We start from the raw sequence: 17426 nt of genomic DNA, 5'->3' as shown, positions 1-17426 counted from the left end.
TCAGAAATCTTGCGATTTCGTGCTTTTATTTCATAAAATATGCATATCTTGACCTCGAGAAGGGGTCCTAGCAATTAAGGGAGTGGATTTTTAACATTTGAATTCGTTTCAATTTCTTCTGGAATCGCTTCTGTTGCCCCCGGAACATGACGGGATTTGAAATTTACCCCCTCCGAAGAAGAAATGGAGATATGGACCGAACCAGACAATACGTGCGCGCGAATTAATATTGGCTGATTATAATCATTTCTGAAACTAAAGTCAGGCCCTCCCCAATTCACCGTAGCATCTCTTCCATGTGGGACATAAGGGACCGATCGGCTGTGGGAGTATCTTTCGATAATGGTAAGACCTGCACGATCAACTGCATTAAAGAGTGTTGAAGATATTTGGCAAATACCGCCGCCGATTCCCTCGGAGAATTCTCCCCGTACAATCACCTTTGCTGACATATACCCCTTGCCCGGAGTTCGAACACCTACAACACGGTTGAATGAAAACGTCTCATTCGGCTGCACAACATAATTATTGATCGCCTTCGTGGCTAATTTGAGATTCGTTACGCGATGACTATTGCGAGAATTAAAATAGGTAACATAATAGCCAATGGGGCGGACTCGTATGCTGGCAAGCAGTTCACTATCTACTTTTGGATACAAAGTTTGCAGCGGTAATGCCACATTCATCGGTCCCTCTGAATAGAATTGACCATAGAATTCATTGAGAAAAGCGCGTCGATTCAGCCGAGCGCCTGCAACCTCTTTCACAATGCCCCCGCTGTCACTTATGGTGGCGTTTATCGGCTTTCGGTAAATAGATTTGTCTATTTGCTCGGCAAGCCGATCTAACTTCTGTGTATCAACCAACGGAACATCCAAGAGATGGGTCGCAACTGATTCTCGCTTAATCTGAGCCATCTTCTCTCCATTCGGGTTATCTGATAATTGAAAAGGCAATTCTTTGGGCTGGGCAAGCAGCAACAAGCCCAATAGCCATTCATAGCGCATGAACGCAATTCACCTCCTGCCACTAGTGTAAACAAATGTCAAAATTCCATGCAATGACATCACAGATACATTGTGAAACCCATCATATCTCTAACGGTAAAAATTATTTGACAGTCGACGAACAGAAGGATACACTTCAAGCAAGAAGGTGAAAAAGGAGGATTTTTCTAATGACGTTTGAGCAAAATCTTGAAAAATATGCAGAGCTTACGGTACGCGTAGCGCTCAACATTCAATCCGGTCAATCGCTTTGGATTAATGCGCCAATTGGGCACCCCGAATTCGTAAGACTCATCACTCGTAAAGCATACGAAGCTGGCGCTAAGCATGTACATATTGAATGGCAGGATGAAATCTGCACCCAAATCCGCTATACGCACGCCCCCGCTGAATCATTCAATGAATACCCAGCATGGCGTGCGCAAGCACTAACCGAATTAGCTGAGAACAACGGTGCCTACTTATGGATCGACGCGGACAACCCAGAGCTATTGAAGGATGTGGATCCTGCACGCATCTCAGCGAATGCGAAAGCGGCAGGTCCTCTGCTGGTCAAATGGCGTGAATACATGTCCTCTTACAAAATGACATGGTCCATCATAGCTGCCCCTTCCCTAGCTTGGGCGCAAAAGGTATTCCCTGATCTTGAAGATCAGGCTGCCGTCTCTGCCCTGTGGGATGCGATCTTTGAAGCTACCCGTGTAGATCAAGTAAATCCTGTTCAAACGTGGCAGGATCACAACGCTACGCTACGCAGCAAACGGGAACAATTGAACCAGCAGCAATTTCACAAAATCCATTATCGCGCTCCTGGCACAGAACTTACTGTGAAACTTCCACCGCAGCACATTTGGCGAGGCGGTTCCGCGACGAACGAAAGGGGTGGCTTCGATTTCAACCCGAACATCCCGACAGAGGAAGTGTTCATTTCCCCGAACCGTTTGGGAACCAATGGGACCGTGCGCAGCTCCAAACCGCTGAGCTACCAAGGCAGCTTGATTGATAATTTCTCGATCACCTTCGAGCAGGGTCGTGTCACTCACTACACAGCGGAGCAAGGTTATGAATCCCTACAAGCGATGATCGAGATGGATGAAGGCGCACATTACTTGGGCGAAATCGCGCTTGTGCCGCATGTCTCTCCCATTTCGAACACAAATTTAATCTTCTTCAACACACTCTATGATGAAAATGCTTCAAACCATCTGGCCCTCGGCCGCGCCTTCCCGACTTGTATTGAAGGCGGTACGCAGATGTCCAAAGAAGAACAACTGCAAGCAGGACTGAATGACAGTCTCATTCATGTCGACTTCATGATCGGTTCCGCCGAGATGGATATTGACGGTGAACTCGCTGATGGCACCATCGTGCCGATTTTCCGTCAAGGAAACTGGGCGTTCTAATCGAAAAGAGGGTCCCCTGAGCCACTGCTGTGGCGGGGAACCCTCTTTTTTGCGTTTAGTTGAGTTCATTTTTCAATAGCTCAATTTTGCGAATTCGATTTGCATCTCTTTCACGTACAATGAATGTCCAATCCTGATACTCCCATTGTTCACCAATCTGTAATTCGGACTGCTTACTGTATAGCCAACCACCGATTGAATCCACATTCTCGTCGATAATGTCAAGTCCCAATCTAGCATTTAACTCAATAATCAAGGCATTGCCGTCGACTACATAGTGTCCTTCCGCTAGCTTGTCAATTTCTTTCATTTCATCTTTATCGAATTCATCACGAATCTCTCCGACAATTTCCTCGAGAATATCTTCAATCGTAATCAATCCGGACGTTCCGCCATACTCATCCATTAGTAAAGCTATATGTACGTTTTCACGCTGCATCTTTCTGAGCAAGGACTTCACAGGCATTCCTTCGGGAATGGTCATGATCGGTTGCAGCAAGCCTTTGAAATTAAAATCTGGATTCGAGATGTAACTTAAGAAAAATTGCTTCGTATTCACGAAACCAATGATATGATCTTTGCTCTCTTTGGCAACGGGAAAACGCGTGTATTGCTCTTTGATTATAATGTTCATATTCTCTTCCAATGGCTTATCCGCATAGAGACAAATCATATCCGTACGCGGCACCATGATTTCACGGGCCAACAATTCATCGAAGGAGAAAATGCGATTCACAAATCCATACTCGGTCTTATTGATTTTTCCACTTTCGAGGCTGTCTGATAAAATAATACGGATTTCCTCTTCGGAGTGAGCCTCTTCGTGTTCGCTTGCTGGTTTGACGCCAAATATGCGCACAAGCTGTGTAGCTGAACCATTTAGAACCCAGATGAACGGATACATCACTTTATAGAAAAAAATAATGAATGGAGCTGTTAGAATGGAAATCGCTTCCGCTTTCTGGATGGCTAACGTTTTGGGCGCTAGTTCACCAAGAACAACATGGATATAGGTAATGGATAAAAAAGCAATACCAAACGATAAAATGTGTGAGAGTGTTTCACCTACACCAATGCCTTCGAATAAGGGACCGAGGATCTTCTCGACCGTAGGCTCACCTAACCAACCAAGACCTAGAGCCGTAATTGTAATCCCGAGTTGACACGCGGACAAATAGCCATCCAGATTGGAGGTAACGGTTTGAACAGCTAGTGCATTTTTCTTGCCTTCTGCAACCATTTGATCTACGCGGCTTGGACGAATCCGAATTACGGCAAATTCTGTCGCGACAAAAAAAGCGGTAAGAACAATCAGTACTGCGATTAAAACCAAATTGATTAACATGGTAACCTACCTTCAGCGTTTAGTTTATCACTCTAAGTTTAACTTTCTTGGTCGAACTAATCAATTTCTGCGAATTGTACGCAGCTATTAAAAGGAATTTACCCAAGAACAAAGAAATCATAACTTCATATCCTATAATAGGATGGTTACACACAGATTAGGAATGTTAGTCAAAGGAGTGTGGGCCGGAGGATTTATTGTCACAATCATCCATCAGAAGGAGTTGATCCGATGAGTATCCCACCGAAAATAGCTGCAATCCGTGTCAACTTTGATCTAGGAGCAGGTCGCCGAGGTGCAAGTCATGGACCTAACGCCATTTTTGAAGCAGGACTACTTCCCGCCTTACAACAAATGGGCTATAGCATTGATCATGTTTCAGATTTAGATCTGACTGAGAAACTAACACCCTTAGATGCACATGTGGATATCACAAATCTCAAGTATTTCGCAGAAGTTCTTGATATAAATACGCGATTGGCCCAACAAATATCTGACGTCGTGGCCCAAGATTATTTCCCACTTGTTATCGGTGGCGACCACAGTATTGCCATTGGCACAATCGCAGGCTTAGCTTCTCATTACAAGCAATTAGGGGTCATTTGGATTGATGCCCATTCGGACTTAAACTCACCAGAAACAAGCCCTTCGGGTAACATACATGGCATGTCACTTGCGGTTAGCCTGGGCATTGGGCATCCCTTATTAACCCAGATCAACGGGATCTCCCCCAAGGTGAAACCTGAGAATATCGTGCTCATCGGAGCCCGTTCGTTGGATGAAGGCGAGAAGAAGCTGATTCGTTCGCTGGGCATCAAATGTTATACGATGTATGATATTGACCGCAAAGGGATGGCCCATGTGATGCAAGAAGCGATTGATTATATTAAAATAAGAACAGATGGCGTTCATCTTAGTTACGATGTTGATTCCATAGATCCCATCGAGGCACCTGGGACAGGAACAACGGTCAAAGGTGGTCTTCATTTCCGCGAAGCTCACCTCGCTGTGGAAATGCTGCATGAAGCCGGCATTGTCACGTCTGCTGAATTCGTTGAGGTCAATCCGTTACTGGATGAAAGTAACAAAACCTCTGAACTCGCCCTAAGCCTTATCAGTTCATTCTTCGGTGATCAAATTTTATAATCGATTGTGTAGGAGGGAATCATCATTCCAATTATCAAAGGGGCAACACCTATCTTCCGAATGTTTGATGAGACGAAAGCCAGGGAATTTTACCTTGATTATTTAGGGTTTACTGTGGCTTGGGAACACCGTTTTGAACCTGATATGCCCCTTTACATGGAAATCACCTTGGATACACTCACGATCCATTTATCCGAACATCACGGGGACTGCACGCCTGGAGCAGCGATTCGCGTAGAAATGGCAGATATCGAAGACTTTCACAGCCAATTGACAGCGCTAAAATCGAAATATTCTCGCCCCGGCATCCACAAGACACCTTGGGACACACAAGAAGTCACAGTGACTGATCCTTTTGGAAATCGAATTATCTTTTTTGAAAGACAGATACAATGACGCACCAATACCCCCGTTCTCATCCATTGAGATGGGGGTATTATTCGTTGTTGCCTTAATCTGCGGGGCGCAGCAGTCTGTCGCCAGCGATACCTGGCGTGGTCATTTGAATCGGATTCAAGATTTCTTCAATCTCTTCCTTTGTCAGAAGTCCTCTTTCCAAAATGAGTTCCTTTAACGTTAGACCCGTGCGCACCGCCTCTTTCACCAACTGCGCGGCGACTTCGTAGCCCAGATGCGGATTTAATGCGGTTACGATACCGAAGCTTTGTTCCACGTAATTCTTACACCGTTCACGGTCAGCTTCTAGACCTTCTATGGCGAAGCGCTCGAATACGCTGGCTGCGTTTCGCAATATTTTGAGTGATTGCAAGAGATTGAAGGCTAAGACTGGACCCATGACGTTCAACTCGAATTGTCCCGCTTCACAAGCAAGACAGATCGTATGATCATTGCCAATGACTTGGAAGGCCACTTGATTGACAACCTCAGGCATCACCGGATTTACTTTACCTGGCATGATGGACGACCCTGGCTGTCTAGGCGGGAGCTTCAGCTCACCTAGTCCTGCGCGCGGTCCGGAAGCCATCATACGGATATCATTGCATATTTTGGAGAGGTTCACCGCGCATACTTTGAGCGATGCAGATAGCTCGGTGTATGCATCCATGTTTTGTGTGCCATCGACGAGATGTTCCGAGATTTCAACAGGAATACCAACAGCTGTTTTCAAATGGAACATCACGCGCTCCACATATTCCGGCTTGGCATTGAGACCTGTACCAACGGCAGTTGCTCCCATATTAACGATGAGAAGCCCTCGCATCGCTTGCTTGATACGATTGATATCGCGCATCAATACTCGCGCATAAGCGCCAAATTCCTGACCCATTCGGATCGGCACGGCATCTTGGAGGTGTGTTCTCCCCATTTTGATCACATCATCGAATTCAATTTCTTTCCGTGCGAAAGCACTTTGTAAGGAAGTTAATGCTTCTATTAATTGCTCCGACAAGCGGTAGGCAGCTATCTTGATCGCGGTTGGAATGACATCATTCGTCGATTGAGACATATTCACATGGTTGTTCGGGTTACAATGGAAGTAGCTTCCTTTGGACTCACCCAAAATTTCTAGAGATCGATTGGCCAGCACTTCGTTCATATTCATATTGATCGAGGTACCTGCTCCACCTTGAATCGAATCAACGATAAATTCCTCTACGAGGCTTCCCTTGCTCACTTCTTCTGCTGCTTGTACTAAGGCTTCACCAATTTTCTTAGGCAGCATGTGGGTGTCCATATTCGCTTGTGCCGCTGCACGCTTCACTTCTGCTAACGCTGTTATGAGCTCAACATGAATGGTAACGCCTGTGATCGGGAAATTTTCAATTGCTCTCATCGTTTGAATACCATAATAGGCATGAGATGGGACTTGCTTTTCTCCTAAAAAGTCTTTCTCGATGCGATACGTCATTCGACTACCATCCTTTTTCACTTCATTTTTATTCTCAAAACGGAAGTTCGGAACAACCCGGTACGGCCATAAGTCCATGGTTATTTTTTGCTTAAAAATGAGGGATATGCACAGATTGCAAATTCTCGCCTATTTTTCAATTATATACGCAGGAAGTCATCGTACGCTAATCTAGAATACAATGAAGTACAACCTGAAGAAGCTAGGACCTAATGACAGGAGGAATTCCCATGGATAATCAGAGCTCCTATATCATTAAGCAAACAGAAAAATACGGTGCACGTAATTACAACCCACTGCCGCTGGTGATCTCCAAGGCCGAAGGTGTTTGGGTGGAGAACCCCGAAGGTCAGCGATTTATGGACATGCTGAGTGCTTATTCTGCTCTGAATCAAGGACATCGCCATCCACATATATTGAATGCACTAGTTGAACAAGCAGGCAAAGTTACGTTAACCTCAAGAGCTTTTCATAGCGAGATCCTTGGACAGTTCTATGAGAAATTGGCGTTATATACAGGTAAACCGATGATTTTACCTATGAATACGGGGGCCGAAGCGGTTGAAACCGCGATTAAAGCGGTACGTCGTTGGGGCTATGATGTCAAGGGGATACCCGCTGATCAAGCTGAGATTATTGTGTGCGAAGGCAATTTCCATGGCCGAACCGTGACGGTTACATCCTTCTCCTCGTCTCCGGAATATAAGCGCGGGTTCGGCCCTTTCACGCCGGGATTCCGGATGATTCCATACGGAGATGTTGATGCGTTACGTGAGGCCATTGGGCCGAACACGGCCGGGTTTATGGTTGAGCCTATACAAGGCGAAGCTGGGATTGTCATCCCGCAGGAGGGCTTCCTGCGGGACAGCTATGAGCTCTGCAAGGCGAATCAGGTGTTGTTCGTCGCGGACGAAATCCAGACGGGATTCGGCCGCACGGGCCGCCGCTTTGCCAGCGACTGGGAAGGCGTCACGCCGAACCTGTATGTGCTGGGCAAAGCACTTGGCGGCGGTGTTTTTCCGATCTCGGCCGTGGCCGGAGATCGCGAGGTCCTTGAGCTGTTCGAGCCGGGCTCGCACGGCTCGACGTTCGGGGGCAATCCACTCGGCTGCGCCGTGGGGATTGCTGCACTTGAAGTGCTCGAGCAGGAACAGCTCGCAGAGCGTTCCGATGCACTGGGGGCTTATTTCCTGAAGCGGCTTCAGGAAATCGAGAACCCGCTCATTCAAGAGATTCGCGGCCGCGGCTTATTCATCGGGATCGATTTGACGGTCCCGGCCCGGCCATTCTGCGAAGCATTGAAGGATAAAGGCCTGCTGTGCAAGGAAACACACGAGCACATCATTCGCTTGGCGCCTCCGCTTGTCATCACGAAGGATGAGTTGGATTGGGCTTGGCAGCAGCTACACGAAGTGTTGCGAGTGGTGTGAGATGGGGTGGCCTGACGGGCGAGATAGTCGATTATTTCGACTATCTGTGGGGTGACGCGGCCTGGCGGGCAGTTGATAGTCGATTATTTCGACTATCTCTGGGGTGGCGCGGCCTGGCGGGCAGCAGATAGTCGATTATTTCGACTATCTCGGGGTGCCGCGGCCTGGCGGGCAGCAGATAGTCGATTATTTCGACTATCTCGGGGTGGCGCGGCCTGGTGGGCAGCAGATAGTCGATTATTCCGACTATCTCGGGGGTCGCGAGGCCTTTTGGGCAGCAGATAGTCGATTATTTCGACTATCTCGGGGGTGGCGCGGCCTGGCGGGCAGCAGATAGTCGATTATTTCGACTATCCATGTATTGACAACTTGTTACACTATGTGCCTCTTTCGTCGCTACAAACTAACTTATTAGAGTAGGTGCCACTTAAGTAGCTAAATTGTAACTTGTTGTAGTAGGTGGCTCTTTTAGTAGCTATATTGTAACTAGTTGGGGTACCTCAGGTGGCCACCATAGTAGGTAAACACAACTTATGGAGCTCGCCCCCACGACTACAGTAGAATATTTAGTCCGATTTCTCCGAACTAAATCGAGAATTTCTCGCTACGAACGGCAAATAGTCCGATTATACCCACTTAAATCACCTTTTTCCCTGTGAAGGGGATGGTTTGGGTGATTTAGATGGGTTATTTCGGACTAAATGTGTGTTGCTGTTGCGAATCGTCAGATTAAGTGGGCAAATTCGGACTAATACAGCTTACACGAGCCATTTAGACGAATGGCTAGTAGTTTCAGCAGCTCCGCAGTTGCAAGTCACTCCTTAACAAATACCAGCTCCCCAAACTGCTGTGGAACATGGAAATTGACTTTCCCCGTAGGCGACCAAGCGGAATAATGCCGAACGCCGTTGCGATCATCGTCGATACGGAAAACATTCCAATGCCAGACCGTTCCGGAGTGCGGCACCCCTGCGTCATCTAAATCCGCGAAGGGAATCCGCACTTCATACACCTGGGATCCATCGGGTCTTTCTGTTACCGTTGCTTGGAACCCCTCAGCAATCCACGAGGTATCGACTTGCATGTTCCCATCCAGCTTATTATGGATCAACGCATCGAACAACACGCCGCGCGGGCTGATTTCAAACTCGAAATACGTCGTGCCGCCTCCGAATGGGTCGATGAACACCTCTACAACATCCTCTTCATATAGAGGTTCGTCACGCTGTGTCATGTTTGCAACCACATGGTCATCCTCACATTCATACCGAATGTGCAGACTATCCGCAGTCCAGCATGCGCGAAAACGTGTTTCCAACCTCGGAACATCCGCGGACACCACATCACGCAAATAACCAACTTGCAACTCTTCCCAATTCACACGACTAATTTCATCTACATATCGACAAGTGTATCTCATCTGCATCCGTTTCCCCTTACTCTACCAAATTAATTCTTATAGACTATATTAATATCATGCTCCTTGGAAAGAAAGCTCGAAATTTGATCCCTTGCCTCGGACTTCACATCTTTCAACCAGGAAGCTTCTAATCGTTCTATCGTTTCGATACGTAAATCTTCATATTTACTCTTCGCTTTCTCCATTTCGCGCGACCGATTGGACGCATATAGAAATAATGAAATACATGCGAGCAGCAAGCCGCAAAGCAGTTTATTCGAAATGAGTAAATCCAATATCATGATGGCATTACCACCCGAACGAACGATGACTTGCTGGTATAACAGATAGACAACGAGCAATAAGACCGCTCCAGTCGCGATCGATAGCATGGGTTGCCTCTTTTTCATATGGTCCCACTTCATCTTTCTTTCTTGCAACTCTTTCAGTACGACTTCTGTATCATCACTGACATTTATCTTAGGCCCAATCACAGCATCTCCCCCTCGTTACCATGCTATGCTTGTCTATTGCTATTCTTTCCAAAAAAAAAGACCAAGAGCATCACTCTTCACGCCTCGCTGAAGATGCTCTCGATCTTGACTTTTATTTAGTAGAAGAGGTTTTTTCAATAATTCCGATTAAAACCGTTTCTTTCCTACAAGGAACTTTTTATTTCCCTTTTTAGCTGCTACCGGCACATGCTTGTAGCTTCGTACCATTTGTGTTTTACAAAGCGGGCAAGTTGGTAATGCTTCTGTCACGAATTCTTTGCGAACCCAAGCTTTACATTCTGTTGCTTTACATTTCCAAATCTCAATCTGTTCAACTTCCGGTTTCTGTTCTTCCGTTACAATACTCGTTGTTGTAGACATTTCAATTATGTGCTCCCTGCTTCGTAGATTAGACTACTTATTATTATACAGATCGGCCAAGATATCAAGTCTTTCCCGTGTTCAAAAGTATTTACCAGTGGTAGAATAGACAAAGCGATTGCAATTTAGACACAAAATACAAAGGCAGGAATATCGCATGGTTAATTTACTACGTGAATGGAAGGTTCAACTCGCAGGTTATAGCCGCAATATTAAGCTATTTTTCTGGTTTAATTTTGTTTGGAACTTAGGCATTAGCATGTTCGGACTTGTGTACAACCTCTATGTAAGAAGTTTGGGCTACGAGCAAACAATGGTAGGCAGCATCGTAGGGATGACCGCTTTGGCCGCGGCCATTATCCTCATCCCGGCAGGTATCATGAATGATCGCTTCGGTCCCAAACGCGTCATTTCTTTCGGTCTCATTTTTACCATTGCCGCATTGACCGCACGATCACTCATTCAAGTTCACGAAGGAATGCTGATTTCCGCCTTCTTAGGTGGCATGGCGCTAGCTGTCGTCTCCGCGACGATACTCCCCTTCATGGCCAACAACTCAACACCTGGGCAGCGGGTTCATCTCTTCTCCCTCAATATGGCGCTAGTTATGCTGGCCAATGTCATTGGTATCGCAATTGGTGGTGTGCTTTGTGATTTCTTCCAATTCTTAATTGGCTTCGACGAAATACATAGCTTACGGTATACCTTGCTCATTGGCGTCGCTATTGCAGCACTTGGTGTTATTCCTATGTCACTTTTTGAAAGGAGCGATATCGAGAAGGAAGACGATGCTCCGCACCGCCAATCTGTGAGCTGGAGAGCCACTTGGCGTGAGCACAAAACGTCGATTCAAGTCATCGCGATCTTCTGTTTACTCGGATTACTTTCCTCACTTGGCGGCGGAATGATCGTTCCCTATCTCAACGTCTATTTCGAGGATCGCTTTGAAGCATCCAAATCCGCGATCGGCATCATCGTCGCCTTAGGACAAGCGGCTACTGGCGTAGCCTTTCTAATCGGACCCATGATTGCTAAGCGTTATGGCGAAGTGAAATCGGTCGTGTATTTGCAACTGAGTTCGATTCCTTTTCTGCTCATCACTGCTTTTTCAGCCAACCTTTATTTATCGTCCGGTGGTTATTTGTTCCGCCAGGCACTCATGAACGCAGCCAATCCTTTTTACAATTCGATCAAAATGAGTTACGTCCATCGCTCGCTTCGCGGGCTTGCCTCAAGCTCTGGTGAAGCCGTATTCAACCTCGGTTGGTTTATTGCTTCTCCGATTAGTACAGGCCTTGTCTTCCGATACGGCAGTTATTTCGGATATGCCTACGCCTTTTGCATCACAGCCGTTGTGTACTCCGTCATTTCATTTTTATTTTATTTTTTCTTTGGTAAACAGCGATTCAAAACCTTAGAATAACCTATCGAAAAAAAGCTCCTTTCCTCGTTGACGAAGACGAAGGAAAGGCAATACAATAGAATGAGAGCGCATTCATAACTACTTCTCAGTGCTCAAAATGAAAAGTAGAATGCCAAGGGGGCCTTGCCTATGCGGAAAAAGCTCATTTTTAATGGACAAAGTATCGTCTTAACATGGTCAATTTCCTATATTGTCATCCTCCTGCTTCCTGTCGTCATTGGTTTATTAGTTTATGTTGAGTCCAACCGTACATTAAAGGAAGAAATCCAACAAGCGAATGATTCCTTGCTTAAGCAAGTCCGCGAAGTCATGGACAACCAATTCAAAGCCATGGAACAGCTCAACTTTGAAATCACATGGAATGTGAATGTACAAGAGTTGCTCTATTCGAATAAATATGAAAACTTTCCGAAAGATCTCCCTTATGATACCTATCAGATTGCAAAGAGCTTCTCTTTGTACAAAACTTCTTATCCATTGATCGACTCTTTTTATGTGTACTTGAACAAGAATGAGTCTGTCATTCTCCCAACAACCGTCCGTTCCAAAGATTTTGCATACGATACGCTTCACAGAAGCGATGCTTTCCCTTTCTCTTCCTGGCAATCAATTATAACACGGAGTAATTTCAAAGGATTCATCCCGATGTACCGCATTGGCGACGATAATAGCCTTCGCAAAACAGTTGCCTACATTAGCACTTATCCCATGGAACACGGCCAACCACTCGCAACGAATGTGATCATGATCGATCAATCACGCATTCTCGGTGCCATTCAGAATATGGAAATCTTCAATAAAGGCCACGTACTTATTCTTAATGAACAAAATCAAGTATTAGCTTCCAGTACGGAGGGCACGATGCCCGTCGATTTCCCATATGCCAACTTGGATCTTGCAACGAATTTTTATTTTAAAAGTAACGATGGCGAGAAATATGAAGTATTCAATATTCAATCACCTCGTTCCAAGCTCAAGTACGTCTCGATCATGCCCAGCACGACTTATTGGCAGAAGGCCTCACACATACGCAACCTGACTTACCTGAGTATGCTGATTAGCTTGTTAGGTGGCGGTATCCTGACCTTCTTCTTCCTTCGAAGAAATTACAATCCTGTTCGGCGCTTGGTACACGCTTTTTCTAAGAAACAGGTTCTCGAATCCGGCAAAACCTACAATGAATTTCATTTCATTCAGGAAGCCGTGGATAGCACATTAATTGAGATGGCTGATTTCAAAAGTAAAGTCGAGCAGCATCGGCATATTGTGCGATCTCATTTTGTAGAGAAACTCTTGAAAGGGAAATTGGATGGTAAAATACCTATCGCCGAAGCTTTAACAACTTTTGATATGAAGCTGGATCGGAAAGAATTTGCCGTCATGCTCTTCGTCACTGATAAAAGCGAAACGTTCTTCGATAGAATTACGAACACGTCTGACGAGGAGAAGTGGAAGCTGCTTCAATTCATCGTAAGTAATGTGGTTGAAGAATTAGTCTCCCAACAGCACCGCGGCTATGTGGCAGAAATCGATGATACCCTTGCGTGCTTAGTGAATCTGTCCATGGAAGATGGCCGCAGCGCCAAAGAGGAATTACTGCGGATTGCAGGTGAGGCTCAATCGTTCCTTGCTTCCACCTATGATATCCATCTTACGATCGCAATCAGTAACGTGAATAAGCACATTTCAAGTGTTCCGCAGGCTTTCTTGGAAGCCTTAGATGCGATGACTTACAAACTCGTCATGGGCGGTCATGAAATTCTCGCCTACCAAGATCTCAAGCCTCATACACACTGTGATAATCCATCAGGTTACTATTATCCAATGGCCGTGGAGCAACAATTCCTTAATGCCTTGAAATTCGGAGAACTGGCAGATGCTCGCCAAATTCTTCGCGAAGTTATGGAGAAAAATTATGAAGGCTTAGGCATTTCCGTTTCGCTAACCAAATGTTTAATGATGGGCTTAGTCTCGACGATCATGAAAAGCCTTAACGACACAGGCGGGATGCAGGAAAGCTTCTTTATTCGCAATCCGAAACAGCTCGATCGTCTCTTGAATGCGAAGACCGTCCAAGACATGGAGCTCCAACTCGATGATATGCTTGCGCAAGTCTGTGCATATACCGCTGCGAAGCGCCAACATGCGAATTCGATTACGAAACAGAAAGCGCTTCAACAGCTTGTGGAGCAAGTCAACACGTATATTGAACATAACTATACCGATGTGAATTTGAATGTAACGATGATTGGCAGCCATTTTGATCGCAAAGCTACGTATTTATCCAAACTTTTCAAAGATTACGTTGGTGAGGGTTTGTTAGATCGGATCAATAAAGTGCGGATTGAGAAATCCAAGCAATTGCTGCGAGGAAAAGAACAATCTGTTGGTGATGCTGCATATGGGGTCGGTTTCAACGATATTAATGCATTTATTCGTGTATTCAAAAAGGTCGAAGGAATTACGCCAGGTAAATATAAGGAAATGATTGAGAAATAATTATGAAATAATGGAAGAATTCAGGAGGGACAGATAGAGATTAGAGCGGGCAACCGCTCTTTTTTCATGAAAAATGGGCCTGATTATATAGAAATTGGCCTTTTTCACGAAGGAATTGGATATTTTGTAGATTCTTTCGATATTTATCTAGATGCTATTGGATATATTCGAGATTCCATTCATGTAAGCGCTACCATATAGTTAAGACATAGCACAGGCAACAACCATCACAGACTTCCGAAGCCTGTTTTACTGGTTCATTTCTATGAGAGTCAGCTCGTCTGCCAGCTTAATTGGCGAATTACCAGTCACGATTGTTGTCAGTAGGTTTGACACCAAACTTTGAGGAGGTCCACACATGAAAAGAAACAGTAAAAAAATGTTCACCATGTTGGTTACCACGTCTTTAATGGGAAGCTTAGTTGTTGCCTGTTCCTCCAATTCTTCTACGACAAGTACGGCAAGTCCAGCAGCGTCCGCAGATGCGACTAAAGCATCAACAGCACCAGCCGCAGGAGCAGCTGTTACGTATCCGCTCAAGACAGACAAAACCTTGACTTACTGGGGTGAAGTTACTGGGAATTTAACAGGTGTCAAAGGTACACATGCCGATACGCCATTTTTTCAAAATTGGCAAAAAGTCACCGGCGTTACTATGAAATTTACTGCACCGCCGACCAACCAAGCAGATCAAGCTATCAACGTCATGCTAGCAACTGGTGATTTGCCGGATATGATTGAATATGATTTCCAAGGTAAATTCCCAGGCGGACCTGAAAAAGCAATCAAAGACGGGTACATTCTCAAATTGAATGATACCATTGATAAATTTGCACCGAACCTGAAGAAATATCTCAAAGAACATCCCGAAATTGATAAGCAAGTTAAAACGGACAACGGCAGTTACTATGTATTCCCATTCATCCGTGGCGACGATTTGCTGCGCGTTTTCCAAGGACCTATCGTACGTAAAGACTGGTTGGATGAGTTAGGACTTCCTGTTCCTCAAACGATTGACGAGTGGTACACCACGCTCAAAGCCTTCAAAGAGAAAAAAGGTGCTACAGCTTCATTCTCTGTCGTTAGTGTTCCTAGGCCATTCAACGAATTGGCTAACGGTGCATTCGCAAGTGCTTTCGGTGTCACACGTGATTTCTACATGGATGATAAAGGCGCGATCAAGTTCGGTCCTGCCGAGAAAGGGTACAAAGACTTCCTTGCGACTTTCCACAAATGGTATGCGGAAGGTTTGATTGATAAGAACTTTGCAACGGCAGACAGCAAATCCCTAGATGCGAACATCGCGTCAGGAGCTACGGGTGTAACTGTAGGGAATGCAGGTGGCGGGATTGGTAAATGGCAGCCGCTTATATCAGCTAAAGATCCTAAAGGTGTGCTGATCGCCGCTCCATATCCCGTTCTCAAAAAAGGTGACATCGCGATGTACAGTCAAAAGGACCCTGCGAATGCACCCGGCGGATCTGTAGCGATTACAGCTACTTCCAAGAACATTGAAACTACCGCTAAGCTGCTTGATTATGGTTATTCGACCGAAGGCGCTCTATTCTTCAACTTCGGAACTCCTGGCGTTTCCTATAATATGGAAAATAACTATCCGAAATACACAGATTTACTTATGAAAAATCCGGATAAATTGGCTCCAGCACAAGCCATGTCCATGTATATCCGCGGTAACTACAATGGTCCTTTCATTCAGGATAAACGCTATATCGAACAATATTTGGCTTTGCAAACACAACGAGATGCTTTAACCACATGGTCCAAAACCGATGTAGATAAACACAAATTGCCGCCAATTACAGCAACACCGGAAGAAAGTACAGAGCTTGCTAAAATCATGACAGATCTGAACACCATTGTGGATGAAATGACGCTGAAAATCATCTTGGGAACTGAGCCGGTTGAAAGCTTTGACAAGTATATGGAGAAATTCAATTCCGTAAAATTGAACCGTGCCATCGAAATCAAGAAAGCATCCTTAGATCGTTATAACAAACGTTAGAATCTAACATGGGGATGAGGAGCACAAGCTCCTCTCCCATATATTTTCCATGTTCTCGACGAAAGGAGAGATATGATGCGTAAAACAGTGGAGGCTAACTTTTCTGTACGCTTCAAGCGCGATTTTCTGTTGAATAAATATTTATACCTGATGATGGTTCCCGTACTGGCTTACTACTTTATCTTCCACTATGCGCCGATGTATGGAGCCATCATTGCTTTCAAGGAATATACCCCCATCAAAGGGATTCTCGGCAGCCCATGGATTGGATTCCAAAACTTCCATGACTTCTTCACCAGTTATTATTTTTGGCGCATTCTCAAAAATACGGTTCTGATTTCGCTCTATACGTTATGTTTTGAATTTCCTGCCCCGATTATTTTAGCTGTTCTCATTAATGAACTGGCGAATAAAAGATTCCAACGTTTTGTGCAAACGGTTACTTATATGCCCTACTTTATCTCGCTAGTCGTCATTGCCGGAATGATTAAAGATTTTACGAATAACGGCGGTGTAGTGAATACGTTACTGACTTATTTTGGCGCGAATGATACAGCGATGCTGCAGAAGCCAGAGCTGTTTCGAACCATATACGTATTATCTGAAATTTGGCAAAAAATTGGCTGGGAATCCATCATTTATTTAGCAGCACTCATGGGCATTGATCAAGAGCAATATGAAGCTGCGAAAATGGACGGAGCCTCACGGCTCAAATCCATTTGGCACATCACATTACCTGGTATTCTTCCAACCATATCGATTATGTTCATTCTTCGAATGGGGAATTTACTCAACGTCGGCTTTGAGAAAATCATCTTACTCTACAACCCGAGTACCTACGATACAGCTGATGTTATCTCTTCCTTCGTTTATCGCAAAGGTTTGCTCGAATTTGGTTGGAGCTATAGTGCTGCTGTTGGTCTCTTCAATTCCGTGATCAATTTAGCGTTGCTCATTACGGCCAACAAAATTAGTAAACGAGTTAGTGAAAATAGCTTATGGTAGT

14 protein-coding genes are annotated in these 17426 nt (G+C 45.1%); 8 read left to right on the top strand and 6 right to left on the bottom strand.

The features are described 5' to 3' along the window. Positions 1-74: 74 nt before the first annotated feature. Positions 75-1007, bottom strand: a complete 933-nt coding sequence (locus tag AC58PV_RS19440) for a VanW family protein (RefSeq protein ID WP_497433973.1) — start codon at positions 1005-1007, stop codon at positions 75-77. A gap of 170 nt (positions 1008-1177) precedes the next feature. On the opposite strand from AC58PV_RS19440, the gene AC58PV_RS19435 reads away from it, so the two are divergent. Next, positions 1178-2410 (top strand): aminopeptidase, encoded by a 1233-nt coding sequence (locus AC58PV_RS19435; RefSeq protein ID WP_497433972.1) that lies wholly within the window; start codon positions 1178-1180, stop codon positions 2408-2410. A 55-nt stretch (positions 2411-2465) separates the two neighbouring features. Here the strand turns inward: AC58PV_RS19435 and AC58PV_RS19430 are convergent, their stop codons facing one another. After that, positions 2466-3755, bottom strand: a complete 1290-nt coding sequence (locus AC58PV_RS19430) for a hemolysin family protein (protein WP_497433970.1) — start codon at positions 3753-3755, stop codon at positions 2466-2468. A gap of 231 nt (positions 3756-3986) precedes the next feature. Here AC58PV_RS19430 and rocF point away from each other — a divergent pair, with 231 nt between their 5' ends. Beyond that, the gene (gene rocF, locus AC58PV_RS19425) at positions 3987-4901 is read left to right on the top strand and encodes an arginase (protein ID WP_497433969.1); all 915 of its coding nucleotides are present in this window, start codon (positions 3987-3989) and stop codon (positions 4899-4901) included. 30 nt (positions 4902-4931) lie between these two features. Further along, positions 4932-5297 carry a glyoxalase superfamily protein gene (locus AC58PV_RS19420; protein ID WP_497434069.1) on the top strand — a complete coding sequence of 122 codons (366 nt, stop codon included), beginning with the start codon at positions 4932-4934 and terminating at the stop codon, positions 5295-5297. A 55-nt stretch (positions 5298-5352) separates the two neighbouring features. Here the strand turns inward: AC58PV_RS19420 and AC58PV_RS19415 are convergent, their stop codons facing one another. Further along, positions 5353-6771: an aspartate ammonia-lyase gene (locus AC58PV_RS19415; RefSeq protein WP_497434067.1), complete on the bottom strand. Its 1419-nt coding sequence runs from the start codon at positions 6769-6771 to the stop codon at positions 5353-5355. 230 nt (positions 6772-7001) lie between these two features. Here AC58PV_RS19415 and AC58PV_RS19410 point away from each other — a divergent pair, with 230 nt between their 5' ends. Continuing rightward, positions 7002-8201 carry an ornithine--oxo-acid transaminase gene (locus AC58PV_RS19410; protein ID WP_497433968.1) on the top strand — a complete coding sequence of 400 codons (1200 nt, stop codon included), beginning with the start codon at positions 7002-7004 and terminating at the stop codon, positions 8199-8201. Between the two features lie 814 nt (positions 8202-9015). Here AC58PV_RS19410 and AC58PV_RS19405 read toward each other — a convergent pair. The 3 genes from AC58PV_RS19405 to AC58PV_RS19395 all read right to left on the bottom strand — a co-directional run bounded on the left by AC58PV_RS19405 (position 9016) and on the right by AC58PV_RS19395 (position 10475). Further along, positions 9016-9621, bottom strand: coding sequence for a carbohydrate-binding family 9-like protein (locus AC58PV_RS19405; RefSeq protein ID WP_497433967.1), 606 nt, complete (start codon positions 9619-9621; stop codon positions 9016-9018). 29 nt (positions 9622-9650) lie between these two features. Further along, complete coding sequence (locus AC58PV_RS19400) at positions 9651-10094, bottom strand: DUF2663 family protein (protein WP_497433966.1); 444 nt, start codon at positions 10092-10094, stop codon at positions 9651-9653. 147 nt (positions 10095-10241) lie between these two features. Next, positions 10242-10475 carry a cold-inducible protein YdjO-related protein gene (locus tag AC58PV_RS19395; protein ID WP_056616791.1) on the bottom strand — a complete coding sequence of 78 codons (234 nt, stop codon included), beginning with the start codon at positions 10473-10475 and terminating at the stop codon, positions 10242-10244. 157 nt (positions 10476-10632) lie between these two features. On the opposite strand from AC58PV_RS19395, the gene AC58PV_RS19390 reads away from it, so the two are divergent. The 4 genes from AC58PV_RS19390 (at position 10633) to AC58PV_RS19375 (ending at position 17425) form a co-directional block, all read left to right on the top strand. Beyond that, positions 10633-11898, top strand: coding sequence for an MFS transporter (locus AC58PV_RS19390; RefSeq protein WP_497433964.1), 1266 nt, complete (start codon positions 10633-10635; stop codon positions 11896-11898). Between the two features lie 129 nt (positions 11899-12027). Next, positions 12028-14397 (top strand): helix-turn-helix domain-containing protein, encoded by a 2370-nt coding sequence (locus AC58PV_RS19385; protein WP_497433963.1) that lies wholly within the window; start codon positions 12028-12030, stop codon positions 14395-14397. Between the two features lie 358 nt (positions 14398-14755). Further along, on the top strand, positions 14756-16420 hold the full coding sequence (locus AC58PV_RS19380) for a type 2 periplasmic-binding domain-containing protein (RefSeq protein ID WP_497433962.1): 1665 nt from the start codon (positions 14756-14758) through the stop codon (positions 16418-16420). Positions 16421-16492: 72 nt separating this feature from the next. Next, positions 16493-17425 carry an ABC transporter permease gene (locus AC58PV_RS19375; RefSeq protein WP_497433961.1) on the top strand — a complete coding sequence of 311 codons (933 nt, stop codon included), beginning with the start codon at positions 16493-16495 and terminating at the stop codon, positions 17423-17425. Position 17426 lies beyond the last annotated feature (1 nt).

The organism is Paenibacillus sp. J22FR83 (assembly GCF_059691955.1).
The sequence above is the reverse complement of the archived record's forward strand: the minus strand, read 5'-3'. Positions and strand labels throughout refer to the sequence as shown.

Coding starts and splice junctions, on each gene's coding strand:
- AC58PV_RS19440 (WP_497433973.1), bottom strand. CDS start 1,007: ATGCGCTATGAATGGCTATTGGGCTTGTTGCTGCTTGCCCAGCCCAAA.
- AC58PV_RS19435 (WP_497433972.1), top strand. CDS start 1,178: ATGACGTTTGAGCAAAATCTTGAAAAATATGCAGAGCTTACGGTACGC.
- AC58PV_RS19430 (WP_497433970.1), bottom strand. CDS start 3,755: ATGTTAATCAATTTGGTTTTAATCGCAGTACTGATTGTTCTTACCGCT.
- rocF (WP_497433969.1), top strand. CDS start 3,987: ATGAGTATCCCACCGAAAATAGCTGCAATCCGTGTCAACTTTGATCTA.
- AC58PV_RS19415 (WP_497434067.1), bottom strand. CDS start 6,771: ATGACGTATCGCATCGAGAAAGACTTTTTAGGAGAAAAGCAAGTCCCA.
- AC58PV_RS19410 (WP_497433968.1), top strand. CDS start 7,002: ATGGATAATCAGAGCTCCTATATCATTAAGCAAACAGAAAAATACGGT.
- AC58PV_RS19405 (WP_497433967.1), bottom strand. CDS start 9,621: ATGAGATACACTTGTCGATATGTAGATGAAATTAGTCGTGTGAATTGG.
- AC58PV_RS19395 (WP_056616791.1), bottom strand. CDS start 10,475: ATGTCTACAACAACGAGTATTGTAACGGAAGAACAGAAACCGGAAGTT.
- AC58PV_RS19390 (WP_497433964.1), top strand. CDS start 10,633: ATGGTTAATTTACTACGTGAATGGAAGGTTCAACTCGCAGGTTATAGC.
- AC58PV_RS19385 (WP_497433963.1), top strand. CDS start 12,028: ATGCGGAAAAAGCTCATTTTTAATGGACAAAGTATCGTCTTAACATGG.
- AC58PV_RS19380 (WP_497433962.1), top strand. CDS start 14,756: ATGAAAAGAAACAGTAAAAAAATGTTCACCATGTTGGTTACCACGTCT.
- AC58PV_RS19375 (WP_497433961.1), top strand. CDS start 16,493: ATGATGCGTAAAACAGTGGAGGCTAACTTTTCTGTACGCTTCAAGCGC.